Raw genomic sequence first — 24,199 nt, forward strand, 5'->3', positions numbered from 1 at the left:
AAACTATTCTATGGGTAAAGAAGAAACATCTAATTGATGATGTGGCTGAGGTATGGTAAGGGGGGTTAAAGGGTTAGTAGGGGAGACAATACCCCCGGAGACAACAATTTTAAATGCGTCTTCGATGGACATGGATAAATTTATGACTTCATTTTCTGGGATGACTGCATACCAACCAGTGGTGGGATTGGGGGTGGTAGGAATGAAGATGCTGATTACAGGTGTGGAGATGCGTGATTGAATATCATCGCTCATGGTTCCAGTCACAAAGGCGATCGCCCACATTCCTCGACGGGGGTATTCGACTAGCACGACTCGACGGAACTTACCATTACTATCTTTGAGTATGGTTTCTAAAAGTTGTTTGAGAGTTTTGTATACTTGTCCGGCTAGGGGAATTGCTGCTAAGGAACGTTCACCAAAATCTAGTAACCAACGTCCGGCAATATTCCTTGCCATTAAACCAATAATTAGAATACTCAATAGTGGTACAGTCAATCCCACCAAGAGGTTCAACAAGTTCACCAGTAACGGATGTAGTCCATCAAAAGGATTCAACTGTTTGGGAACTCGTGTGAGAAAATCAATTACCCAATTGGCAATAGTGATTGTTAACCAAATTGTGGTTGCCAGTGGAATTACCACTAGTAAACCTGCAATCAGGTCGTTTTTTAAATCCTGTTTCCACCGTGCGATCGCCAAACCCTGATTCTCCTTTTTTCGGCTAGGGGAATTTTAGATGAATCACATTTCACATTTAGTTTAACAATTAGTTACTCATCTATGATCCCCAATGAGGAAGGTTTCGGGGAAAGGTTGGTTTTTCAGTATCCCGTTAGCGGTTAACTGTCAACCGTTTGCTATTATTTATTATCCATTAATAAATTACCCATCACCCATTTTCTGCTAATTGTCATGGGAATACGAGTAATTCTCAAGGGATTCTCCTAAAATAATTAGCGAGTAATCGTAAATTAATAATATGCGAGTAGTAGCCCTTGTCCCTGGTGGAATTGGCGACCAAATTTTATTTTTCCCCACTTTAGATGACCTGAAGCGAAATTATCCCGACGCTCAGATTGATGTGGTGACTGAACCGCGTTCCAAACCTGCTTACAAACTGAGTAAGTCTGTGAATGAGGTCTTAACCTTTGATTTTCAAGACCGTAACAGTTTAGCTGATTGGGGTAACTTGGTCGGTTCCCTGCGCGATCGCGAGTATGATGCAGTTATTGTCTTAGGACAAAGTTGGTCATTAGGTCTTGTACTGTGGTTGACGGGGATTCCCACTCGTATCGGTTATCAAGGTAGTATTTCCAAGTTTCTGACTCAATCGTTCCCCCAGAAAACACAGCAGTATTTCGCTGCTAGCTACCATGATCTACTTCAAGGTTTTGGGATTAAGTCACCCTGTCCAGAATTAGCGGTGAATGTTCCCAAACCTGATATTGATTGGGCAGATAAGGAACAATTGAAATTAGGAGTCAAGGAAACTGGATATGTTTTGCTCCATCCTGGTTTTTGCCATGGAGCGGGAAAAGCTGGTAGAGAGAGAATTTATCCCTCTGCTAGCTGGGTGGAAATTATCAAGGATATTCAAGAGAAACAACCAGACATTCCCCTCGTCGTTGTGCAATCTGCTGATGATGGAGAATTTGTCCGTCCTCTCAAGGATGCTGTTCCAACTATCAAGGTGACTTTTCCCAGTGACTTGGGTAAGCTAGCTGCGATGATTGCTGGGGCAAATTTAATGCTCTGTACAGATCATGCGCCCATGCATCTCAGTGTTGCTGTACAAACCTATACAATTGCCCTATTTGGTGATGGAGAGCCAAAACAACTTTTGCCCCAGAGCGATCGCTTTGTCGGGGTGAAGTCTTCTACTGGCAAAATCACGGATATTCCTGCCAAAACAGTTCTGACCAAAATCTGGGGTGGCTAACTGGTCATATTACTGGTCATAGTCTAGTGGCGGCAATTCATCCAAATTTTGGGGCGATCGCGCAATTTTAGCCAACAGCGATCGCCCTTAACGAACAGTTTCCCGTAATGCTTCTGTATCAATTGGTTTAATCAGATAAAGCAGTATCAAATTCCAGACAATTGCCGCAATTCCGGGTAATTTGCGAATCAGCTTGCCAAGTGGATGGCAATGGTGGGAAATAGATATGACTTGGTGGATGATTTGGTTCTTAAGAACAATCGGTTTAGCAAAGGATGTAAAGCTACCCCCACAGCAGCGATAAAAGTCGGAGATTAATCACTTTTGCTGTGATAATGATAACGATGAGGAAAATTGTAATATTTATTAATAAAGCATAGTGTCTCAATGCTGAATTGGGGCATTATTCTTTGAGATTGAGATAAAAGAAGATTGACATTATCTTGTTTGATATCTATACTTTAGTTTTCCTAATTATAATGATTTGGCTAACAATTATATAGCTGCCTGAAAATATCAATATTACTTCACCAGACCGTTGGGGTAGTTACTACTCCTTCAGGTAGTTTTGAAAAAAATAATTTCCCTCTATAATTCCTGCGTTTCAGTTAAAAAAGAGATGTTCTGATTTTATAGATAGAATTTTTGCTATCTGTATTATCTGGTATCTTAATTGACTGATAAAAATCTTGATTTTCCGCAATTAGGGTTAACTATAAAACCATATTTGTTTCACCAAAGTGTTATTTTGAAAATAGTGAAAAAATAAATATGATTGTAGTTTATGTACATTCAAGCAAGTTTATGTTGAATTTGCAACTGTATCGATTAACTTTACCAGATTTTTGATTGGCTAACATTCATACGGGCTAACCGATTTATGCAATAAGTAATTCGAGAATATTTAGTTGCCAGTGTATAAAATTAAACTGATTCTGCAAAAAGGATATTAGGGTTTATCAAGTAAACATAATCTATGTAAAAAGGGTAATTCATGGTAATTCAATTACATAGCTTTATTAATAGTTGTAAAAGATACATTCAAGTAGAAACATTACCCCATCATGTGACCAATTTATTCCGCGAGATTCAGTATTTAAATGATACTAAGATACTGGCATCCGGGGATGGTGCAGGTAATATCTATACCGAAAATCATCTAGATGGAACTATCACTTTTTATCAAAACCAGGGAGAAATTTGGACATACGTTATCTACGATTGCCCTCCTGGGGAAGAAAAAATCGTAATTGATGTGTCAATAAATACTAGTGACGACTTGCTACAGAAGTTAATTTGTGGGCAAAAGCTCAAACATGAAGCGATGGATGTTTGGGAATACCTAGTATATAAATATCAAGAAAGTGATTTCATCGAAGTAAGTTTACCTGAAGCATATAATAATTATCAGAGTCAGGCGATCGCCAATATTGTTTTAGAGGAATTCACCGCTTTAAACTCAATATCCATATTTTCGGAAGGAGCAGGAAAGCAATATAAAAGGGTGATTTTGAGTAAATTAATTGCATCGGCTCAAGGGATAATTGATCAAGGTGGAACAGAGGCAGAGTTTCGCGTAGCTCAACAATTAATTATGGAAACTACGGAGATAGATGATATTGCCCACCTGATTTTTGAATATAACGATTATCGTATCTGGCAATCAGCATTACCGAGTAAATCTCAAGCAGTAGAGTATGCTTTTAATGCGGCATTACATCTCATTTCTCGTGTTAATAGCTACTAAATGTTTTGTCGTTAAAACAAACTAAAAAAGCCATCATCCAACTCATAACCTAGCAGTTGAGCCATTGCTTGTAAACGAGATTGGGATGGGATATCTTGTTGTTTTAACCATGCACTCAAAACAAAAATTTTCCCCATCAGAAAAATTTCTAAGGCTTCTGGATTGTATTGAATTCCCTCTTTTTTCGTAAATTGATGGGGTACGAGCATCGCTGTGTAACGAGCTAATTCTCCCTCTTTCCAATTCAGGAAAAATGGCAACCAAGGATAGCGCGCATCTAAACGTACAAACCACAAGCGCACTTCCGCAACTTCCGATAATTCCCGTGGATCACCTGCTTCTAAAGGGTAATCTATTTGAAAACTTAATTGTTGTTCCTGGGCTAATGCTGTACCCTCTTGTATTACTGCTTCAATAATGCTGGTGACGGGGGAAATATCCAGAGAATGAATGGATTCGGGGTTGAGAGTGATGGTGACAGACATAGAAAGTTAAAAGAAACCTCGATTTTTCAGACTAGCAGCTTTCAGCCATTAGTCAATAGACTTTTTCCAGAATCAGGATAAAGGGGAAGGGGTATTTCAATTCCGAACTTTGCCAGCATTTTACCAACACCCGTCAAAATCTGTTTGTACAAGATTTCCTATAGACTTCTGGTATCAGCAACTTTACAGGAGGAGAAATTTCTCACCCCCTGGTGAACCCCTTCACCGTCATAGATAAAAACCTATTTATGAGAGCGATTGTACTTCAAACTTTCGTAATTATGGTTTACCATGCACTAGGTTCACTACCATCCCAAACTTCTAACTTTAAATCGTGGAGATATTGCAAACCATGAGCTATTTGTTCATTTGTACCCTTTAAATCTAAATCAAACCAACCATCTCCTACAGCGTTTGCTCCTAAAATTGCTGCTGTGATATTAATTGTGAGCCCACAGTCAGAAACTAGACGAGATATTACGGGTTCTTGATGGTAATCTCTAGGAATTCTCACACGAATTCTTTTGTGATTGATGTGATTTTCTGTCAACATAGGTCTGTATTTTAGTGGTTATAATTGACAATATCAATCCAATCTCCTCACTGTTAAACCGTTTTTTTACCTCCTCCGGTTTTCCGTTCTAAAATTTCTTTTAATACCAAAGTAACTACAGCTAGAAGAGCTAACAAAACAGCTGCGGAGTAGGCTGCTTCTGTTTCATACTGTTTGTAAGCATCTTCAATAAATAGGGGTAAGCTTTGGGTTTTGCCGGCGATGTTACCAGAAACTACAGAGACAGCACCAAATTCCCCCATAGCTCTAGCGTTAGTTAAAATTAAGCCGTAGAGTAAACCCCAGCGAATATTTGGGAGGGTGACACGCCAAAACGTTTGCCAACCGTTAGCTCCAAGGGTTTTTGCTGCTTCTTCTTGATCGCTGCCAACTTCTTCTAAAACGGGGATGACTTCACGAGCAACAAAGGGCATACTGACGAAGGCTGTAGCTAGAGCCATTCCAGGGAAGGAAAAGATAATTTTGATGTCATGGGCTTGTAGCCAACTACCAAACCAGCCATTTCTGCCGTAAAGCAAAACTATCATTAAACCTGCAACTACGGGGGAGATGGAGAAAGGTAGGTCAATAATACTTAATAGTAGGGCACGACCGGGGAATTTGTTGCGAGCGATCGCCCAGGCAGCACAAAGCCCAAATACTGTATTAATTGGCACGGCAATTAGGGCAAGTGTCAGTGTGAGCCAAGCCGCACCCAGAAAATTAGCTGACTGTAGATTGTGTAAAAAGGGACCAATACCTTTATGGAATGCCTGGATAAAAACATTCAGCGCTGGTATATAAAGTATCAAGGATAGATAGGCGATCGTGATACCAATGAGAATCATCGGGACAATGCTTTTTTTCTCATTTCTGCGCGTCATAACGTTTTCCCCAAGCTTGTAGAAGGTTGATAGCTAATAGCAGCACTAAGGAAATTAGTAATAGCACCATACCAATAACCGTTGCCCCAGAATAGTCATACTGTTCCAAGCGTTGGAAAATTAGCACCGGAGCAATTAAATCTTTGAAGGGCGTATTTGAGGCAATAATTACTGTAGAACCATATTCCCCGACTGCACGGGAAAAACCTAATGCCATCCCCGTTAAAATTGTGGGGAAAAGAGGTGGAAAAATCACTTTCCAAAAAGTTTGCCATTGGGAAGCTCCCAGACTCCAAGCAGCTTCTTCAATTTCTTCTTCCATTTCCTGAAGCACTGGTTGTACAGTACGTACGACAAAAGGAAAGGAAATAAATGTCATGGCGATCGCTACCCCTAAACGAGTAAAGGATATTTTGATTCCATCCGGTGGAAACCAAGCACCAATCAATCCCTGGGGTGCGAATATAGAACCAATCCAACCATTATCACTATAAACCGTTGCTAAGGTTAAACCTGCTACTGCTGTTGGTAAGGCAAACGGTAAATCTACGGATGCATCAACTAACCTTTTTAAGGGGAAATCGTACCTAACTAGCACCCAAGCAACAATAGTTCCGAAAACACCATTGAGCAGAGCAGTGAGGAAAGAAGTGACAAAAGTTACGTCGTATGTAGCCAGGGCAATGGGACTAGTGGCAATTCTCCAAAACTCTGCTGGTGGTTCTGTAATCGCCTTGGCAAACATTGCCAAAATCGGCAGCAATAACATGAACGTTAAATAGCCAAAAGTCACAACCCAAGCCCAAGGCACTTTTGCTAATTGGCTCAAAAAGTTTTTGCCTTCGGGGGTGCGTGGAGGTGAGGAACGTTGAGGAGACAGAACAGTCATAAAAGTCGGGGAAAAGGAAAAGGGGAAAAGGAAAAAGGCAAAGGTAAAAAGTATTTTTCTGTAAACTATTTACCTATTACCTAAAACTACTTTTTCTTTGCTTGAATTTGGTCAAAAACAGCACCATCTTCAAAGAATTTCTTTTGTACGGCATCCCAACCACCGTAGTCTTGGACATTACCAAGATTGCTGACTTTTGGATATTTATCTGCAAGAGCTTTAGTTGCTGCGGTAGTGGTATCTACAGGGCGAAAACCGACTTTAGCAAATTCTTCCTGGGCTTCTGGTGTAAATAAATACTCAACAAAAGCTTGGGCAACTTCACGATTACCATGTTTGTCAACATTTTTATCCACTAGGGCAATGGGATTATCAATGGAGACATTCACCTCAGGGATGACATAATTAACTTTCTCACCTTTTTGTTGGGCAAGAATAATTTCGTTTTCGTAGTTAATTAAAGCATCTCCTTGCCCCTGTTTGAAGAAGGCATCACTTGCTTCCCGTGCATCTTTAGTCAGTAGTGCTACGTTATTGGTGTAGATTTTCGTGACAAAATCTAAAGCTTTCTTGTCATCTCCACCAGTTTTGATTACCGAATTCCATAAAGCGAGGAAATTCCACCGCGCAATCCCCGATGTTTTAGGATCGGCTGTAATTAATTTAATTCCATCTTTCTCTAAGTCTGCCCAGGTTTTGATACCTTTGGGATTACCTTCACGGGTGACTAAAGCTGCCACGGATTTAGAAACAACAGCATTATTGGGCAGTTCTTTTTCCCATCCCGCTTCTATTAAACCTGCTTTTTCAATTTTAGCTGTGTCTAGAGCCAAAGCTAGGTGAACTATATCTGCTTCTAAACCATCAATGACTGCACGGGTTTGAGAACCAGAACCACCATAACTCTGTTTAAATGTAACATTTTGATTATGTTCTGTTTTCCACTTTTCTACGAACTTAGGAATGATTGCGTCATGGGCAGTTTTGGTGACAGCAAAGGAAACAAGGGTAATTTCCACATCCTTTTTGTTGGCAGCCACTGATTTCGCGGTAGGATTGTCGCTAGAAGTACTTGTATTGCTACCACTAGAACAAGCAGCGATCGCCACACTCAACATTATCCCAACTACAAACAAGGATACTAAGCTTCTGAGGGAGTTCAACCGCAATTTACTTTCTAGATGTAACTCAGATATCCACCTGAATGTGCGCTGCCAAAAATCCATATTTTCTCCTACTGAAAACATACGGTTATCTGGTCGGAATACCGTATATAATTGTCATGGTAATAGATGGTACAGATGTCTGAGGCAAAATGCAAGAGTAAAACTCTATATTTTCGATAGGAAATATGGAGATTTATAAATAATTGTGGGTGGCTGTGATTGATTTCGGGGAATCTGAGTCAACTGATGGGGGTAGTATTGTATTATTTAAAACATGATATTTCCGTAATATGGGCATCCTTTACTTCCTTCGACAGCAGGCTTACCCACGTTCAAAAAATAGAGAGCGAGACGCTCCCACTACACATGTAGAATAAAATGTAAGGCGCTGGCAAGCTCAATAAAAGTATTAAATCTAACAAGTCCATGGGTTGCCCTACCACGAACTCATTACCCATTACTTGTTACTCATTACTCATTACTCATTACTCATTACTTGTTACTCATTACTCCCTACTCCCTAGGCAGCATCTTGAGAAGTCCCCCATTTTTGAGCCAGTGTTTTTACTGAGGGACATAAATCCTATTAAATTACCAAGTTGGGTCACTAAACAAATTAATTGTTAACTTTTCGCGTCCCGGTGGAACTGCGGTGATACAAGCGCGAATCATATCACCTGCTTCTATTTCCACAGTACAAGCATGACATGAACCCATGAGACAACCAGTGGGGATAAAAACCCCAGCTCTTTCTGCAACATCTAGGAGGGGTTCCCCAACTTGGGCATCAACAGTAACATCATCTGGGAGAAAATGGACGCGAATAGTCATGATTTTGGGTGATTACGACAACAAGGGAGATAAATCTAGATGTCGCTCTACCTGAGTAGCAAGGGAGTCTAAAATTTGTTCCCTTTGCTCGCGGTAGTTAGCAACACCTGTAGGTAAAGATTTTAAACCACGTTGTTGACGCAGACGATTCAGCCAAGCTCTTCTCCAGGGTCCATTATCGAAAATACCATGGAGGTAAGTACCCCAGACAGACTGACATTTATCAACTAAACCCAGGTTCACATCGTCAAATAGGGGTTGATATGCTTGGGGATCTACTCCTTGAGTTTCCACACGCGATCGCCCTTGGTGAATTTCAAATCCCGTTACAGGTAAACCAATTTGGGGGAAATTAGAAGAAACTTGACGTTGACGGGCGATTTTTTGCCCTGTAATCACTGTTTTTATCGGTAAAAGTCCCAATCCTGGGAATCTTCCAGCTTGCCCTTCTATGCCTTCTGGGTCAGCAATCATTTGTCCGAGGATTTGATAACCCCCACAAATACCCAATACTGTACCACCTGCGGCAGCGTAATTTTGGATTGCTTCTGCCATTCCAGTTCTTTGCAGCAGCATTAAATCAGGAATAGTAGTTTTAGTTCCAGGGAGAATCACCGCATCGGGATGTCCTAAATCTTGTTTAGGACTCAAATACTTGACAGAGACACTAGATTCTGATTCTAGGGGGTCAAAATCGGTGAAATTCGAGATACGAGGTAGACGCACCACGCTAATTTGGATGTCACCCTGGGATTTATGACTTTTGCGTTCCAGTAAATCCAGAGAGTCTTCTGCCGGGAACAATTCCTCCATGTAAGGAATCACACCTAATACTGGGATACCCGTGCGTTCCTCCAACCATTTAATACCCGGTTCTAGGAGCGATCGCTGTCCTCGGAATTTGTTAATTACCACACCCTTAACTAAAGCCCGTTCCTCTGGTTCCAATAACTCCAAAGTTCCCACAACATGGGCAAAAGCACCACCCCTCTCGATATCTACAACTAATACTGTCGGTGCATTCAAATGCTTGGCAATCCGCATATTGGTTAAATCTCGGTGCTTGAGATTAATTTCTGCCGGACTACCTGCACCTTCACAAACTAGCAAATCATACTCATTGCCTAAATGTTGTAAAGATTCTTCAATTGCTCGCCAACCCATATCAAAATACTGCTCATAATAATCCGCAGCATTTACCCTTCCCATAGACTTACCTTTAATAATCACCTGGGAAGTCATATCACCTTGAGGTTTCAGCAAAATGGGATTCATTTCTACCCAAGGAACCACACCCGCAGCCCAAGCTTGCACTGCCTGAGCATAACCCATTTCACCACCATTGGCAGTCACATAGGCATTTAAAGCCATATTCTGACCCTTAAAGGGAGCCACTCGCCAGCCACGCCGTGATAGGATTCGACAAATTGCCGCAGTAATCAGTGATTTCCCAGCATGGGATGTTGTCCCCACTACCATAATTGCTTTCATAATTATCGGTCTTCCAGGTCAGTTTTATGATTTTAAAGTGTGAAGTTGTATACAGCCATATTTAGACCGTAGATTCATGGGTAAAAATTTATCTCTAGCTGATGACTAGTTACACCAATTTGAAAAAAGAATACAACACATGGATAAAACCCCTCCCCAACCCTCTCCTTGGTAAGGGGAGGGTGCCGTTAGGCGGGTGGGGTATCTGTCGCACACATTTTTGAATCGGTATTACTTTTTTGCCATGAAATCCTCTACAGTACAAAATACTTTTTTAAAGACTTCATAAAAGGAGTCAATACTTCCGTATATATTGTTCCCTTCCTGATGCTTTTGCTAACAAGGTGATTTTTTGGGTTCAGGGGTTTGAGGATAGTGTAAAAGTCCTCCTGTGTATCAAAAGGTTGTAAATTCCCCCTGACTTGAAAAAGCAGGGAACAAGGGGGACAAGGGGGACGAGGGGAACAAGGGGAACAAGGAGGACGAGGGGGACGAGGGGGACAAGGGGGACAAGGGAGAAATAATTAATGCCCAATGCCTATTTTCATCTGTCCTGGTGTACGCAGTTCATGATGGCTACTTATGTTTCTTGCAAGCTTCAGGTTTGCACCTGAGTTGAGGGATAGTACTCTCCGAGAAGTCTAACGCTTACACTGCTAGTTAATGTCATTAATTTTGATAGTTGACTGCGGTTCGACTTCCGAAAATCAGGGAGCCAGACGCTCCCACTACACATCTCCCAGTACACATTTTTACCTATCACAACTTATGACATAAGCACTATTCCAGAGCCTACCCTCGAAGCCTGTGAGGTATGGAGTATGGCAAATCGCGGTTTTTACCAAATTTATCAACACCCTCTAAGCTAGGCTTTTGCCAGGGGAGTGTCAATCAGTATGCCTTTTCTCGAACTACGGAACAGGTGTAAAATACGACTCCGGTGTCAAAGTCAGATAATCCTCATTTTGGAAGTGTCTTATTCACAGGAAAAGGCTCTTTATGATACTGACTTAGGGCAAAAATTGGGATGGCTGTGGAGGCGATTAAAATTGAAATGGCAAGGATAATTGCCACTGGTTTACCGCCTGTTTTCACTAGGATATTGAAGATATTTTCTGCTGTCTGGCTACCAGTTTTCGCCAGTTCCACCGTGTCTGAATTGCTCAGGGTTGCTGTCACATTTTTCACTATGTCCAAAATTTCCTCGGTAGTCTTGGAATTATCAGATTGGCAAGAAATATTACTGTTGGGAGGGAGCAGAGACGACATAAAATTTACTCCAGTTCAATTCATACCTCCGTACTATAAAAGATGTCTATAATGCTTGCCTAGACTGGGATTGTAGGTGATTTTCTCTCTGGAATGAGTCGGTAAATGTAGGTGAATGTAGGTGTTTGTGTGGTAAAGTATGGCGCAGGGCGACGAAGCAAACAAGAGCAACCAAGATTAAATGGAAGCAAATGAGGCTTTAAGATTCATTAATGATTTACTTTTGCGGCAAGGGCAGAAGGCTTTAGGGAAATCAGAGGAAAAAGTATTTATTGGTTGTTGGGAAGGTAAAACATATACCCAAATCGCTGCTGAAGCTGGTTATGCGGAGATAAGCATTAGAGAGATTGCCACAAAGAAATTATTTCCAAAAATCAAAAATATTTTACAAGTTGAAGTTGGTAAAAACACTTTTGTTAGTACCATAAGACATAAATATCAGGAATATACCGAAAATCAGACAAGGGAAAATCATCCTCCTAGGCAACCTCCAGTAAATAACGCCGCCACGGTAAATCCGTTTTTTCCTTTGTCAGGGAAGGTGGATGATTTAGAATTATTTTTCCCTAGGGAATCGCTTTTACATCGGGTATTTGAATATTTAAATAATGGCTCTAGTGTGGCATTGATTGGTGAGCAAGGTTTGGGTAAATCCTCTTTGTTGTGGGTGATTTGTCAACTCTCTCCAGAAAGATTAAATATGCCTCGTCAGGCAGTATTTCTGGATTTGAATGAAATTGAGGATGACGAAGATGATTTTTATCGCGCCTTGTGTGATGGAATTGGGGTAGAAGAATGTCGGGGAAATCAGTTTAATCGGCTGGTGAGGGAGAAAAGAATTTTGTTGGCGATTGATAATTTGGGTAAATTAGCTCGTAATGGTTTCACTCGTAATATTCGAGATAAATTACGCAGTTTGGCAGAAGGAATGGATAAACCATTGCGATTGGTGGTAGCTGCTAATCAACCGTTGCAAAATCTCTTTCAGGATAGTCATGATACTTCACCCTTAGCTGATTTTTGTCTGACGGAACATCTTAGCCTGTGGGATGATGGCACTATGAGAGCATTTATCACCACACGGTTGCAAAATGCTAAGATAAAACACTTTGATGAGCAAGATATTCTACGGTTAATTGCTGAGAGTGGGGGACATCCCCAACGGTTGATGCGATTGTGTTATGACACCTATAGAGATTATTTGTACAGGTAATTTACTTAGGACTTACGCAAGCACTATTTGTCATTGCAACCGGAACGTAATGACAAAGCTGGAAATTTTCACAGGGACTTACTTAGGGGAGCATCCTAATTCTTATTTTGTATCAAAAATAATATTGTCATTGCGAGGAGGAACGACGTTCGCGTAGCGCGTCGCTTTACGACTCAGCAATCCCATAATCTTCAATTTAATTTTGCACAAGTGCTTATTTTGATATATCAAAAATATGACTGTTCCAACTCCAACATCCGCTTAGATTATGAGCCAAGAAAGTCCTGTACCACGCCTAGATTTAGCGCCAAAATTACAGCGCCCTTTGTCGTTGTGGAAGCCTCTAGATTATTTGCTGTTGCTGTATTGGGTATTTTTCTTCCCCCAGGCTTTGCGGTGGTATGTAGGCAGGTTTGGTGGGGGTTATATCCCACCCCAGGAAATGAATTGGCGTAAGGGATGGCAAATATTAAATGAGAACCCTGTGCAGAGAGGATTATTTATTCAAGGGTTGATACTGACAGTCGTAACACCCTTTACCCTATGTCTAATTTTAGAAAAGATTGGTGTCTCAGTTAGTTGGGGTGGCGTGGCGTATGGCGTGGCGTATGGCGTGGCGTTTGGCGTGGCGTTTGGCGTGGCGGGCGGCGTGGCGTTTGGCGTGGCGTTTGGCGTGGCGTATGGCGTGGCGTTTGGCGTGGCGGGCGGCGTGGGGACATTACGTCCGGAAAATTGGTTATTGTGTTTCGCCTGGAACTCACACAGCCTGCACAATAGCTCTTTACTTCCTCGGATTACTCCCCTACCCCTACCCAAGTTATCTATTCATTTACAAAAGTGGTTAGCTAAGGATTGGCAAGCAGGTGTGGATAATGCCAATCAATTGCTGGCATATACTTTACAATTTATGCCCGTAATTACAGCTGTTAATAAAACTCTTGAGAAAACACCACCAAAATATTTGATTGGGCGTGTTTCCTCTCTAGCCGAAAATCCTTTTGATTGGCAGTTAGTATTTTTTGCATCTGCATTATTTTCCATTACCAGACTTAGTCAAAACACCCCAAATAACAAGCTTAGACTAGACACCCCAGCCCGTGCGGCAGCTGCTGGTTTCTGGCATCTCCACAAAAAACGACCAGACTTAGCTACCAAGGCTTTTTCTCACGTTTGCTCTCTCCCCCATGGCGAGGAAATGTATACCCTTGCCGAAACTTTAAGTCGCTTCCAAATAGCTCAGGAAGTACCAGAAATTGGATCTATTGAAATCCCGATTTTCCCCCAAGGTAATCTGTTGCGCCCCACCACTTGGCAAACTCTCACATCTCTAGTTCAAGTCATAGAAAATGTGCGAATTATTCAACAAACTCGCTCACCTTTCCAGCGTTCCTCTGCCCTCAACCGAGCTTTAGGAGAACTCACAAACATCCTTGATGAGCCAACAAAAATTCCCCAAGCCGAAAGGGATTTAATTATCAAAATTGCCGAACGCTGGCAGCTAGTTCTCCTAGAAATCGCCACCAAGGTAGGAGAAATTACCATCACCCAACGCATAGGTCAACCCTATGTCGTGGGACCACCGGTGGAGGGTCATTTGTTTGTGGGGCGGGGGGATATTATGGGGCAATTGCAGGAATTATGGATGCGGGGAAATCAGTTGCAATCTGTCGTGATTTATGGTCACAGACGTATGGGCAAAACTTCAATTTTACGCAATGCTGATGCGGCTTTAGGTGAGGGAGTGGAGTTAGCCTATATTAATCTTCAAGAAGTTGCAGATGGGGAAAATTTAGGGGATATCTTAATCGCAATTAGTGATGCTGTGGCGAGGAAATTACAAATAACTCCTCCTGCTGATGGGGAATTTGTGGAATCTCCGACACGCACTTTTAAACGCTATTTACAACAGGTACAAGCTAACTTAAATCATCGAGGTTTAATTATTGCTTTAGACGAGTTTGAGAAAATTGAGGATTTTATTCAAGCTGGCAAAATTCCCCCAACTTTTATGGAATATCTCCGCAGTTTAGTCCAAATGAGTCCCAAAATCGCTTTTGCTCTCGCAGGAGCGCATACCCTGGAGGAAATGACAACGGATTATTTTCAGCCTTTTTACGCCAGTGTGGTACCACCGATTCACGTATCCTTTATGACCGAAGATGCGGTGGCAGAAATCATTGCCAATCCTGGTTTTGAAGATTTTCCCTTGGACTATACTCCGGGCGCTCTGAAGCGAATTTATACCCTGACCCATGGACAACCCTATTTAGTCCAGTTACTGGGGTTCCAGTTGGTGCGTCTGTATAATTATACCGTGTTTGAGTGCAGAGAGCCGCGACAACCCAGGTTTACCGAGTCGGATGTGGATGTGGTGGTAGAGAATCCGGCTTTTTTCCAGGATGGTGGAGGTTATTTTGAGGGGGTATGGGGACAAGCTGGGGAATATCCCAGTGGACAACGGGAGATTCTCATGGCAATTGCACGCCATCCGGAAGGATTAACTGTGGCAGAGTTAACGGAGCTAGGAGTCTTTCGGGAAGATGCTTTCGAGACACTGAAGCGCCATGATGTGATTTGGGAAATAGGAGGGCGATCGCAAATAATTGTCGAACTATTTCGCCGTTGGGTTGTCACCTTCAAGCTCTAAAAACTTCAAGCCATAAAAAATGGTCAAGAAAATTACCTCTTCTTGACCATTTATACATAGAGTTTAGGAATTACTACAAACTAATTCCTAGCTATCTTTACCCACAACTTGTGACTTCAAAGACACAATTTCGCTGCTTAACTCTTGACGAGTAGACGCTTTCAGCAGGTAACGATAAACGAACCATGCAGAATAACCAATACCAATCAATTCAAAAGTAGGTGCTACTAAAGGAATGTCATTTAATGCATCCAAAATTGCTAAGAGAACCTTAACGGCAATAATTGCAGTCAAAATTGCTCCAACAATTACCAAAGGCTGTTTGTACTTGTTAAACACTGTGCCTAAATACTCAGGCAAACTTGCTAGAAAATTAGAAGCAACTTCTACATACTTCAGCAGTTCATCTTGAGACTGACCAGCGGGTGGGACTTTAGTTATGGTTCCTGGTTGGTTAGTGATATCTTGCATAGTTGCTTCTGGAGATTTGGTTTCCACGAATTCCGGTTCTTGCATTTCTGCTCCCATAATTTTGACAATTGAGTGACTCTCATCCCGACAATTACAACCTCAAGGCTGTGGGATTTATGATGCCTTGGGCATCTGTTAAGACAGAGTTTAAGGTCAAAAAGGGCTTTTGTTGCCTATGGGCATAATTGTCCCTTAACCCCTCTTCGTCTCATAGCTGGTTATAATCCTAATGGACAAAGTGGTAGTTATAAGGTAGCAGGATGAGCTTTAATCAGCATTCTAGGTTCTTTGTTCTGACGAACTGGAATCCTGAATATATGGTTAACTCATACTCTGTAAGCCGATATTCATCATACTCACATAAGCACAAATCATCCAAAAATCGCTTCACTTCTTATTTATACAAGCCCAGAGGCAGATTTTATCCGATATTTAAGCTATCTTAAGCTGCTAACTCATAACTCTCACAAATGGCAATACTCTTTGGTGAAGGAGCAATGGGAAGCACCTAGGGAAGGAAAAGCCCGTAGAGACTAATCTTGAGCTATTTCTCTCCCCAAGTTTCTAGTTGCGAATACTTAACCAAGCAGTATTGCAATCACCAGGTTGATATTAAAATGTAATAAAATTTTTATCTAGATTACCACCGATAAAGTTTTGTAATTATTTGTATCAATTGAATAATTAATCAAAAACTATAAAATTATATAGCTTGATATTAAGTTCAGATGATTAGTTATGATTCCTTGGGGCAGTTATTACAGGAAGTAATCATATAAGGGGTAGGGTGAAGCTAACGCTTGTAATCAACTAGTTTTGTGACTCGCGTCTCAGTCCGAAGAAATTGAGATGACTTCCTAACGTCGGTATGAGACATAAAAAAACTCTAGGTTTCATCCTGGAGGAGCTTGTTCTGTCAAATTTTAGCTTCCAGGGAAATGGATATAGTCGAGTTGAGATGTATGCTCAATTATATTTTTGGCTTTTCGTTAAATTTGCTACAGAAGAAATTAAACTTGATAGGAGGTGTAAATTCTTGATGTTATTTAGTTTTTTGTGGAATTTATGGATTTGACGATTGAAAATTTAGCAGCGATTGATGATTTACTTTCTCAGCGCCATATAGACCTTGACCCCTACGGGTATTTTATCATTTACTTGGATCGGGATGCAGGATTAATATACGCTAAACATTTTACGAACGTAATTGATGAACGTGGTTTAGCGATAGATCCAGAAACGGGTAAAGTCATTCCTGCGAAGGGTAAAGTTGACCGTACTTTTACTACTGTATATACAGGCAGAACAGCAAAAGAAATCTGTGTAAGAATTTTTGAAGAAACCCAGCCCTGTCCAGTTAGTTTACTCGATCATGCTGCCTATCTTGGTCGTGAGTTTCTCCGCGCAGAAGTTGCACTCGTAACGGGGCAAGAGTATGTACAAGATTAAAAGATGTGGTGAATGCATATAGATACTCCGAGTAAATAGAAGATTACGCCGAAAAATATCTAGAATTATCATTTTTTAGGCGTTTCTCTAGTTTTCTGCAAAGCTGTCAATGATACTTCACTGAGTCAGCATTGCAGGGCATTTGATTTCTTGGATCAGAGAGTATCTATATGCTCAACACCATGGTGTCTCTAGGGGAAATTTAACCGTCAGAAGATGGCTGATTCACCTGATAGAGATAGTAAGTTGCCATGGGAATCACGGTGGCAGCAATTAGTAGCCCCACTACCCAAGCAATGGCACTACCTTGGTCGGTTTCTTCTGCTTTTTTGAAAGTACGTTCTACTTGTACTTTATCAATAATTTGGGGTGGACCGGGGTCGGGTTCTCCGGAAAGAACTTTACTGAGGCGATCGCTCGCATCTAAAAATGCCTGATTATACTTATTACCATCCCGCAATGGAGCGAGGAAAGTTTCTTGGGCGATACTGTTGGCAATCTCGTCAGACATCACTGATTTGATTTCTTCCCCAGTCACCAGGGTGGTACCGTTGGTTAGGGTATCAACCATGAACAGAGCCTGATTGGCTTGTGCTTCTGGAGTGGGAAACCATTTTTTAAATAGCTCTTGAGTGAAACTTTCTGGAGTCTCACCGTAGTCTAAACGGCGAATGGTGACAAATCTCACCTCCTTACCTGTTTTGCTTGCCAAGTTGGCTAAATCGTCGCTAATCTTGCCTTCATTTAAGCGGCTAATAACTTCACCCTGATCAACTATCCAAGTGTCTGCCGTGAAATCAGGGAGTTGATACACACCTGTTGCCCCAGCTGGTATAGCCCATAATGAACTGGTAATCACCATGGCGAGCAGTGGTAACATCAGCCTTTGGAGATATTTTTGCCAATTTAACATCTGATTGAGGAGCTTGTTCATCGAATTGCAAAAAGAATGATTCCACCCAAAAAATACTACATCAGTATCACTAAAGTCTTGTACTTTTTCTTAGTCTAGATATATTTGCCGTTTCTTTGCTAGGGCGATCGCCTTGCTACCCCAACTTCAATTGACAAATTTTCCCCAGAATTCCCCATAAAATGAGATGTTCGCAGAGTTCTCACATCACAAGATTTTTTTCAAGCTCTAACCAACCGGAAGTTAAATATTTTTTTGGTAAAATCCAGTAAATCTTCTTAAATAAACAAATAATTTTCCCAATCTAGAATACGTATTTATACGGATAAACATCAAAAATAGTGCCAAAGTCCTACGAAAAAAGCCACAGAGAGTTATCGTATATAACTTGTACAGGCACTTTAATGTCAAAAATAAGACTCAAATTTAAATTATACGCAGGTATAATTACACTATATTTATCCAATTAATCATAAGTTTTCTGACTAATAGAATCAGCTCACGAATAGATTTTCCGTGATTTTTCTGTTGGACTATAGATGATATCGAAGTTAACTTTTTTAATAGTTGGCTTCAACTAATATCTGAATTGTTCGCATCCACCAGGATTCAGTTTGTCTATCATGTCTACCCGTTGAGAATAAAGCCTATTGGTTTATTTGCATTTTTGATTGTGATTTCAGACATCAATACATCACCAAAATTCAAATAGATTAGGCACGATTACCTTACAGGCTCTGCATTCAGTAATCATCATTTCGCAATTTTACGGACTTTATTCTAAATAATTCCGCCCGGTGAAATTTACTAGTCAGGGGCGGAAGAATGCAAACCATTTCAGTAAATATATATTTATGGGCAAGATTTTTCGACAGATTGCTCAATTTTTTCATGGGCTGAAACTAAGCAAACCCTTGTCTTTGATTAATAGCGCCAATGTTAATTCCTCCCAGAGGCAGAAAAATATTTTTGTCAAATATAGATTAATTAAAATCAGAAAATTTACACGAATCTATTGGATTATCTCTTTAATTATTGCTATTCAAATTATCTTATTTCAACAACCTACTAATATAATTGGTAGTAAAGCAAGTGCCGCTGTGACATTTCCTACTCCTTTATCAACCCAAGGTGTAAAAATTATTGATGTGAATGGGAAAAATATTTCCCTTCAAGGCGTAAATTGGTTTGGGATGGAAACTGATATTCACGTTCCCCACGGACTTTGGAAGCGTGACTATAAAGAAATGATTTCCCAAATCAAAAACCTGGGATACAACGTAATTCGTTTACCATACTCTGTACAGGCTTTACGTTCTAATAATATTAGTGGAGTTGACTTTAGTTTAAAAAATAATCAAGATTTGCAGGGAAAAACTCCCTTGCAAGTGATGGATATCATCATTCAAGAAGCTGCCAATCAAGGATTGATGATTATTCTCGATTCCCATCGTCTCAATGATTTCCGTATTCCGGAATTATGGTATGGAGATGGATTTACGGAAAAGGATTGGATTGATACATGGGAAATGCTAGCCAATCGTTATAAAAATCAGGCTAATGTGATTGGTGCAGATTTAAAAAATGAACCCCATGGACAAGCAAGTTGGGGAACTAATAACCTCGCAACGGATTGGAGATTAGCCGCAGAACGTTGTGGAAATGCAATTTTAACAATTAATCCTAACTGGTTGATTATTGTTGAGGGTGTACAAAATAATGTCCCTGGACAACAGTTACTAGGACATTGGGCAGGTGGAAACTTAGAAGGGGTTAAAAGTTATCCTGTACGGTTAAAGTTTGCTAATAGACTTGTTTATTCTCCCCATGAGTATGGTGCTGGGGTTTATAACCAAGCTTGGTTTAATGAATCTAATTTTCCTCTCAATCTTTATAATCGTTGGTCAAAGGGTTTTTATTATATTGTTGAGCAAGGAATTGCACCAATTTTTGTTGGTGAATTTGGTGGTCGCAAGATAGATAATGTTTCCAAGGAAGGTATTTGGCAGAGGCAATTTATCGACTTTATTAGACAGAAAAATCTTTCTTTTACCTATTGGTCTTGGAATCCTAATAGTGCGGATACCGGTGGAATCTTATTAGATGATTGGATAACTGTAGATGCGGAAAAACAGAAGTTTTTAAGTACTCTTTTGACACCAAATAACTCACCACAACCCACACCCACAGCTACACCAACAGCCACGCCAACAGCTACACCCACAGCTACACCCACAGTTACACCCACAGCTACACCAACAGCCACGCCAACACCAATACCAACAATTACATCCACACCACCCAATAATTCTCCTACTGCCTTATTAGCATCAGCCAAGATAAAATCTGATTGGAATACAGGATTTTGTGTTGATTTTGTAATTACAAATCCGGGTAATACGAGTACCCGAAATTGGCAACTGAAATTTGAAATGAGTCAGGCAACAATTAATCAAAGTTGGAATGGGACATTTAGTTCTCAAGCTCAAAAATATACTGTAAATCCACCTGATTGGGGAAAAGTAATTCAACCTAATCAAACTTTTGAACAAGTAGGTTTTTGTGCCCAAAAATTAGGTGCAAATTATCAACCCCAACAGATAAGTGCGGTGAGTTTGTGATGCCTAATTTCTAATAGCCCATCGCATTCATTTTGATAAGCTGTCGCGTAGTTAAATTGCATAACTGAAAATTTAGCATCACTGTGGGTATTCCTTCACTTTGTTTGAGGTTAGGTTTACCCACTTCCGTAAGGGAGCGAGACGCTCACACTACACATTTTTTACCCATTACAAATGATGTGACAAACCACTAAACTTTAGCAAAACCCTTTTTTTCTCCGTAACGGACGTTTCTGAATTCCACTTGATTACTATCTGGATTATATAGGGTATACACTGCCTCCCCATAGCTACGTCCGACGTTACCGACACCGACTATTTGCTTAGAATCAATGGTGACAACTTGGGGAGGAGTTTGGGTATCCAGGGTTGTCACACTGGAAGTGACAGAACCACCTTCTAGATGATACTGAAAAGCTAGACCAGAACGACCGCAGAAAAAATTATTGGCTTGCATCCGAGAAAGGCGATCGCACATGAAAATGGGGGGAGTATCGGGAGTCAACTCTTCATCAATGGATACTGTAGAACCGTGAATCAGTAAGCAATCCAATTCAAAAAAGCCAAAATCTAAACTGCGTATCCAATTCACCGTTTGTTTAGAAACCGCATCCCAGAGCAATTTTACTGTCTCTCCCCCATACTTTTCTAACAAATCCGTGGGTTCAACTGTTGCACTCCAACCATGGAGAATCAAACATTGTTCTTCCCACCACCCTTTACATACTAAAGGTTCTAATTCTCCCCGCTTGGGATTCAGTATCCTTTCTACCACCTGTTCCGATTCGGGTGTGGCTCCCACCACATCACCGAGGATATATAATGCTTCAATTCCCCGAATTTGCAGCTTGATATCAGCCATTACCGCTTCGTAGGCTGCAATATTTCCCTCAATTCCGCTTAAAATCGCCCATTTTGCCATAATTTTCCCCTATCTCGTACAAACGTGAGTCGGATCATCCGCACGTTCGGCAAATTCTATACCCCGTGCTAACCGCCAAGCAAAAATCCCTGGCAAACCTTTCTCAATAATCGCAGCGCAGGTTTTCTGGTAATCGTACTCAACTTCTCGGAGGCTGACTAGTTGACTTTCTGTATCATAAATTACATAAGTCGCATTGGGTCGCCCATGGCGAGGTTCTCCCACAGAGCCAACATTAATAATACGTTTCAGAGGTGCGGCGAAACTTCTCTCAGTATTTTCACCCTGTACCCGCACTTTTAAATTACCTGACTCTAGGTTCCTGGTGTAGGGAATGTGGGTATGTCCGCAGAATAGCACGTCTGCCCCTGTGACTAATACCCGCTCTAGGGCGACAAATGCATCTAGCTCTGGTAAAAGGTATTCATGGTTACTGTGGGGGCTACCATGGACAAAGGCAAGATTGTCTAATTGCAGACTTGGGGGTAATTGGGCAAGAAATTCCCGATTTTCGGGGTGAATCTCTTGGTTTGTCCATTCGTGGGCGATTAATCCGCGTTTTTCTGCCAGTAGGGATGGATAGCTACAGTCACAGGCATTTAACCCTTCCACGATATCTTCATCCCAGCACCCCGCACAGGTGGGAATATCTAAAGCACGGATTTGGGCAACTACAGCGTTAGGATGGGGTCCATATCCTACCAAATCACCCAGACAATAGATTTTTTCGGCTTGTTGCTTGTCAATATCCTGGAGTACTGCTTCTAAGGCTTGATAGTTGCCATGGATACATGACATCACTGCAATTTTCATGAGATTGCCTCCTCTGCCAAAATTTGCTTGACTTGTTGCTGGTACTGTAAAATGGCGTTGTCTGCCAGACAGCAATCCCCTAGGGTTTGTCGCATTACTACTTGGTCAAGGTTGCTTCCTAATACCTCAATCCCACTAAATAGCTGGGGTCTGCCTTCTAGATGGCGGGGAAAATCTAACTCGAAAAAGTCCGTAGAGGGCACACCTTGCACAAAGTCTGCATAGAGCGATCGCCCATCAGCAACTGTAAAAACTCCCTTGGCACGGGTAACTTCACCATAGGCTCCCTGTGTCAATTCATACCAGAATTCCTGCAAGCTGTCTTCGTCAATTACTTGCCCGGTGGTAGGCGATCGCCACAATTGATTTTGAGAATCAGTTGTCTGTACTGCGGCACCAGGAATAATTTCCTTTGCCCAAGGGTGAAATTCTGAATCTTTCCAGGAGGGAGGTAAGACGGCGACCCTATGGTACGGTAAGCTATCTAAAAGACTGGCGATCGCGCCCAATTCCAAATAGGCAGCTATCTCAATAAACACCCTATCCGCTTTTATCAAGTGACTAATAAATTCAATTTCCTGCCCATCGCTAAATATCTTTAAATTCGTAAATTCGCTTTGCAAATGGGTTTGGTCAATGGGAACATTACCAGTACCAGGAGCGAAATAGAGGATATTGTTTTCACTGGGATCGGCAATTAATATCTGTCGGTGTATCCAGGTGGTTTTACCCGCACCCGCACAGCCAGCAACAACTGTAATCTTTGGCAAACTCATACTATAATGATAATCATTATTCTGGAAAATAATTCCAAAGGATTAAGCATACCATAGGTTGTCACCCAAATATCTAACTATCTCGAATCGAACCCGCGATCGCCAAATGTTCTGCTTCCCGTTGCATCAAAGATATGTGTGCAGAAGTCCAAGGATAAGGTGCTTGACAGTGATGGGCAATTAGTAACCCCCACAAACCCTTAGACGTGAGAATTGGAACAGCGAGGTTTGCACGGACTTGTAACTGACGCAGAAAATTCTGGTGGCATTCTTGAATTGGTTCTAATTCAATATCCGGAATTGCCCTTACCCTACCCGCTAAGTACAATGCGGCATATTCATCATTAAAACACTCAGCCGGACCAATGGAACCCAAAATCGATAGTTCCGGAGTACTCAAAGCTTCAAAAGTGACTTGCCCGTGCCATCTTTGATAAAAATAATATAAAATCACACGGTCAACCTGGAGAGATTCACGCAACTGATTAGTAGTTTGTCTAATCAGTGTATCGCGCTCCATGGTTTTAGTGAGTCTTTTCAGGATGGTTTGTAAGCCGATGTCGGGATATTCTGTCAATTTGTAATTAGATGAAGATTGAGAGTTACTTTCCACAGTGTTGATGGCATACAGGTTGAAGATTTTCACTTTTTCCCATGGTATACCATCAAAGATTGAGAGTATTTACATCCGATAAGTGACGTTTTTGCAGGAAAAATCTTTTGTATCCTGGAGGATAGTCCTCTAACACTCCAAATATTTCATATCCCAGGTTTTCATAAAAACTTAAGGCTTGAAAGCTAAAAGTATCTACCCATACATGATAGCAACCTCGCTGTTTCGCTGACTCTTCTATCTTTTTGATTAACTGCGTTCCGTATCCAGATCCCCGTAATCTTTCTTTCACCCACAAATGGGAAATAAATAACCATTGCCAGTGGATAATTCCCACGACACCACCAACAATTTCTCCCTGCTCGTCTCGAAGAAAAGCTGCCAGGTAATCTAACACATCTTTGTTAACAAAAGTTTCGTTGTATTGACAGACCTGCCGAATAATGGCATCAATATCAGATTTTGCGGGGTTTTCTTCTAGATGGATAGATATAGACATGGCAG

General features: G+C 41.1%; 22 protein-coding genes. 6 read left to right on the forward strand and 16 right to left on the reverse strand.

The annotated features are described in order from the left end of the window. Nucleotides 1-3: 3 nt before the first annotated feature. Nucleotides 4-702, reverse strand: coding sequence for a DUF502 domain-containing protein (locus tag IJ00_RS24380; protein WP_035157707.1), 699 nt, complete (start codon nucleotides 700-702; stop codon nucleotides 4-6). Nucleotides 703-982: 280 nt separating this feature from the next. Between IJ00_RS24380 and IJ00_RS24385 the strand changes: the two genes are divergently transcribed. Continuing rightward, nucleotides 983-1,942 carry a glycosyltransferase family 9 protein gene (locus IJ00_RS24385; protein WP_035157709.1) on the forward strand — a complete coding sequence of 320 codons (960 nt, stop codon included), beginning with the start codon at nucleotides 983-985 and terminating at the stop codon, nucleotides 1,940-1,942. 994 nt (nucleotides 1,943-2,936) lie between these two features. Beyond that, nucleotides 2,937-3,689 (forward strand): hypothetical protein, encoded by a 753-nt coding sequence (locus IJ00_RS24390; protein WP_035157712.1) that lies wholly within the window; start codon nucleotides 2,937-2,939, stop codon nucleotides 3,687-3,689. A gap of 11 nt (nucleotides 3,690-3,700) precedes the next feature. Here the strand turns inward: IJ00_RS24390 and IJ00_RS24395 are convergent, their stop codons facing one another. The 8 genes from IJ00_RS24395 to IJ00_RS24430 form a co-directional block, all read right to left on the reverse strand. Next, nucleotides 3,701-4,174 carry a CRR6 family NdhI maturation factor gene (locus IJ00_RS24395; protein WP_035157715.1) on the reverse strand — a complete coding sequence of 158 codons (474 nt, stop codon included), beginning with the start codon at nucleotides 4,172-4,174 and terminating at the stop codon, nucleotides 3,701-3,703. 286 nt (nucleotides 4,175-4,460) lie between these two features. Further along, nucleotides 4,461-4,727, reverse strand: a complete 267-nt coding sequence (locus IJ00_RS24400; RefSeq protein WP_035157718.1) for an NIL domain-containing protein — start codon at nucleotides 4,725-4,727, stop codon at nucleotides 4,461-4,463. A gap of 53 nt (nucleotides 4,728-4,780) precedes the next feature. Then, a complete protein-coding gene (gene cysW, locus IJ00_RS24405; RefSeq protein ID WP_035157721.1) occupies nucleotides 4,781-5,611 on the reverse strand; it encodes a sulfate ABC transporter permease subunit CysW in 831 nt (276 codons plus the stop codon). Next, on the reverse strand, nucleotides 5,595-6,500 hold the full coding sequence (gene cysT / locus IJ00_RS24410; protein ID WP_035157723.1) for a sulfate ABC transporter permease subunit CysT: 906 nt from the start codon (nucleotides 6,498-6,500) through the stop codon (nucleotides 5,595-5,597). Before cysT ends, cysW begins: the two co-directional genes overlap by 17 nt. 86 nt (nucleotides 6,501-6,586) lie before the next feature. Beyond that, nucleotides 6,587-7,726 carry a sulfate ABC transporter substrate-binding protein gene (locus IJ00_RS24415; RefSeq protein ID WP_035157725.1) on the reverse strand — a complete coding sequence of 380 codons (1,140 nt, stop codon included), beginning with the start codon at nucleotides 7,724-7,726 and terminating at the stop codon, nucleotides 6,587-6,589. 531 nt (nucleotides 7,727-8,257) lie between these two features. Next, the gene (locus IJ00_RS24420) at nucleotides 8,258-8,497 is read right to left on the reverse strand and encodes a 2Fe-2S iron-sulfur cluster-binding protein (protein WP_035157727.1); all 240 of its coding nucleotides are present in this window, start codon (nucleotides 8,495-8,497) and stop codon (nucleotides 8,258-8,260) included. 12 nt (nucleotides 8,498-8,509) lie between these two features. Continuing rightward, entirely contained in the window at nucleotides 8,510-9,988 is a 1,479-nt protein-coding gene (gene cobQ / locus IJ00_RS24425) for a cobyric acid synthase CobQ (RefSeq protein ID WP_035157735.1), read from the reverse strand. A 960-nt stretch (nucleotides 9,989-10,948) separates the two neighbouring features. Continuing rightward, entirely contained in the window at nucleotides 10,949-11,257 is a 309-nt protein-coding gene (locus tag IJ00_RS24430) for a hypothetical protein (RefSeq protein WP_046814914.1), read from the reverse strand. A 181-nt stretch (nucleotides 11,258-11,438) separates the two neighbouring features. Between IJ00_RS24430 and IJ00_RS24435 the strand changes: the two genes are divergently transcribed. Further along, nucleotides 11,439-12,470, forward strand: coding sequence for an ATP-binding protein (locus tag IJ00_RS24435; protein WP_052754533.1), 1,032 nt, complete (start codon nucleotides 11,439-11,441; stop codon nucleotides 12,468-12,470). 268 nt (nucleotides 12,471-12,738) lie between these two features. Further along, complete coding sequence (locus tag IJ00_RS24440; protein ID WP_046814915.1) at nucleotides 12,739-15,117, forward strand: AAA family ATPase; 2,379 nt, start codon at nucleotides 12,739-12,741, stop codon at nucleotides 15,115-15,117. A gap of 87 nt (nucleotides 15,118-15,204) precedes the next feature. Here the strand turns inward: IJ00_RS24440 and IJ00_RS24445 are convergent, their stop codons facing one another. Continuing rightward, nucleotides 15,205-15,645 (reverse strand): CAAD domain-containing protein, encoded by a 441-nt coding sequence (locus IJ00_RS24445; protein ID WP_035157741.1) that lies wholly within the window; start codon nucleotides 15,643-15,645, stop codon nucleotides 15,205-15,207. Nucleotides 15,646-16,653: 1,008 nt separating this feature from the next. Between IJ00_RS24445 and IJ00_RS24455 the strand changes: the two genes are divergently transcribed. Next, nucleotides 16,654-17,037 (forward strand): DUF4346 domain-containing protein, encoded by a 384-nt coding sequence (locus tag IJ00_RS24455; RefSeq protein ID WP_035157744.1) that lies wholly within the window; start codon nucleotides 16,654-16,656, stop codon nucleotides 17,035-17,037. A 202-nt stretch (nucleotides 17,038-17,239) separates the two neighbouring features. Here IJ00_RS24455 and psb32 read toward each other — a convergent pair whose 3' ends face one another. Continuing rightward, entirely contained in the window at nucleotides 17,240-17,971 is a 732-nt protein-coding gene (psb32, locus tag IJ00_RS24460) for a photosystem II repair protein Psb32 (RefSeq protein ID WP_035157745.1), read from the reverse strand. A gap of 1,079 nt (nucleotides 17,972-19,050) precedes the next feature. Here psb32 and IJ00_RS24465 point away from each other — a divergent pair. Next, a complete protein-coding gene (locus tag IJ00_RS24465) occupies nucleotides 19,051-20,571 on the forward strand; it encodes a cellulase family glycosylhydrolase (protein WP_238178389.1) in 1,521 nt (506 codons plus the stop codon). Nucleotides 20,572-20,761: 190 nt separating this feature from the next. Here the strand turns inward: IJ00_RS24465 and IJ00_RS24470 are convergent, their stop codons facing one another. The 5 genes from IJ00_RS24470 to IJ00_RS24490 all read right to left on the reverse strand — a co-directional run bounded on the left by IJ00_RS24470 (nucleotide 20,762) and on the right by IJ00_RS24490 (nucleotide 24,194). Next, nucleotides 20,762-21,493, reverse strand: coding sequence for a metallophosphatase (locus IJ00_RS24470; protein WP_035157747.1), 732 nt, complete (start codon nucleotides 21,491-21,493; stop codon nucleotides 20,762-20,764). A gap of 9 nt (nucleotides 21,494-21,502) precedes the next feature. After that, a complete protein-coding gene (locus tag IJ00_RS24475; protein WP_035157752.1) occupies nucleotides 21,503-22,306 on the reverse strand; it encodes a metallophosphoesterase in 804 nt (267 codons plus the stop codon). Beyond that, nucleotides 22,303-23,082, reverse strand: coding sequence for a GTP-binding protein (locus IJ00_RS24480; protein WP_035157755.1), 780 nt, complete (start codon nucleotides 23,080-23,082; stop codon nucleotides 22,303-22,305). The genes IJ00_RS24475 and IJ00_RS24480 overlap by 4 nt, the downstream gene beginning before the upstream one ends. A gap of 73 nt (nucleotides 23,083-23,155) precedes the next feature. Then, complete coding sequence (locus tag IJ00_RS24485; RefSeq protein ID WP_035159580.1) at nucleotides 23,156-23,695, reverse strand: GAF domain-containing protein; 540 nt, start codon at nucleotides 23,693-23,695, stop codon at nucleotides 23,156-23,158. A gap of 52 nt (nucleotides 23,696-23,747) precedes the next feature. Beyond that, entirely contained in the window at nucleotides 23,748-24,194 is a 447-nt protein-coding gene (locus IJ00_RS24490; protein WP_035157757.1) for a GNAT family N-acetyltransferase, read from the reverse strand. Nucleotides 24,195-24,199 lie beyond the last annotated feature (5 nt).

Origin of the sequence: Calothrix sp. 336/3 (assembly GCF_000734895.2) — a bacterium.
Taxonomy (GTDB): Bacteria; Cyanobacteriota; Cyanobacteriia; order Cyanobacteriales; family Nostocaceae; genus 336-3.

What these genes read in the sequence shown, in the direction of transcription:
- IJ00_RS24475 (WP_035157752.1), bottom strand. Translation starts at nt 22,306, where the DNA reads ATGAAAATTGCAGTGATGTCATGTATCCATGGCAACTATCAAGCCTTA.
- IJ00_RS24480 (WP_035157755.1), bottom strand. Translation starts at nt 23,082, where the DNA reads ATGAGTTTGCCAAAGATTACAGTTGTTGCTGGCTGTGCGGGTGCGGGT.
- IJ00_RS24470 (WP_035157747.1), bottom strand. Translation starts at nt 21,493, where the DNA reads ATGGCAAAATGGGCGATTTTAAGCGGAATTGAGGGAAATATTGCAGCC.
- cysW (WP_035157721.1), bottom strand. Translation starts at nt 5,611, where the DNA reads ATGACGCGCAGAAATGAGAAAAAAAGCATTGTCCCGATGATTCTCATT.
- psb32 (WP_035157745.1), bottom strand. Translation starts at nt 17,971, where the DNA reads ATGAACAAGCTCCTCAATCAGATGTTAAATTGGCAAAAATATCTCCAA.
- IJ00_RS24420 (WP_035157727.1), bottom strand. Translation starts at nt 8,497, where the DNA reads ATGACTATTCGCGTCCATTTTCTCCCAGATGATGTTACTGTTGATGCC.
- IJ00_RS24490 (WP_035157757.1), bottom strand. Translation starts at nt 24,194, where the DNA reads ATGTCTATATCTATCCATCTAGAAGAAAACCCCGCAAAATCTGATATT.
- IJ00_RS24430 (WP_046814914.1), bottom strand. Translation starts at nt 11,257, where the DNA reads ATGTCGTCTCTGCTCCCTCCCAACAGTAATATTTCTTGCCAATCTGAT.
- IJ00_RS24385 (WP_035157709.1), top strand. Translation starts at nt 983, where the DNA reads ATGCGAGTAGTAGCCCTTGTCCCTGGTGGAATTGGCGACCAAATTTTA.
- IJ00_RS24400 (WP_035157718.1), bottom strand. Translation starts at nt 4,727, where the DNA reads ATGTTGACAGAAAATCACATCAATCACAAAAGAATTCGTGTGAGAATT.
- IJ00_RS24415 (WP_035157725.1), bottom strand. Translation starts at nt 7,726, where the DNA reads ATGGATTTTTGGCAGCGCACATTCAGGTGGATATCTGAGTTACATCTA.
- cysT (WP_035157723.1), bottom strand. Translation starts at nt 6,500, where the DNA reads ATGACTGTTCTGTCTCCTCAACGTTCCTCACCTCCACGCACCCCCGAA.
- IJ00_RS24440 (WP_046814915.1), top strand. Translation starts at nt 12,739, where the DNA reads ATGAGCCAAGAAAGTCCTGTACCACGCCTAGATTTAGCGCCAAAATTA.
- cobQ (WP_035157735.1), bottom strand. Translation starts at nt 9,988, where the DNA reads ATGAAAGCAATTATGGTAGTGGGGACAACATCCCATGCTGGGAAATCA.
- IJ00_RS24395 (WP_035157715.1), bottom strand. Translation starts at nt 4,174, where the DNA reads ATGTCTGTCACCATCACTCTCAACCCCGAATCCATTCATTCTCTGGAT.
- IJ00_RS24455 (WP_035157744.1), top strand. Translation starts at nt 16,654, where the DNA reads ATGGATTTGACGATTGAAAATTTAGCAGCGATTGATGATTTACTTTCT.
- IJ00_RS24445 (WP_035157741.1), bottom strand. Translation starts at nt 15,645, where the DNA reads ATGGGAGCAGAAATGCAAGAACCGGAATTCGTGGAAACCAAATCTCCA.
- IJ00_RS24390 (WP_035157712.1), top strand. Translation starts at nt 2,937, where the DNA reads ATGGTAATTCAATTACATAGCTTTATTAATAGTTGTAAAAGATACATT.
- IJ00_RS24435 (WP_052754533.1), top strand. Translation starts at nt 11,439, where the DNA reads ATGGAAGCAAATGAGGCTTTAAGATTCATTAATGATTTACTTTTGCGG.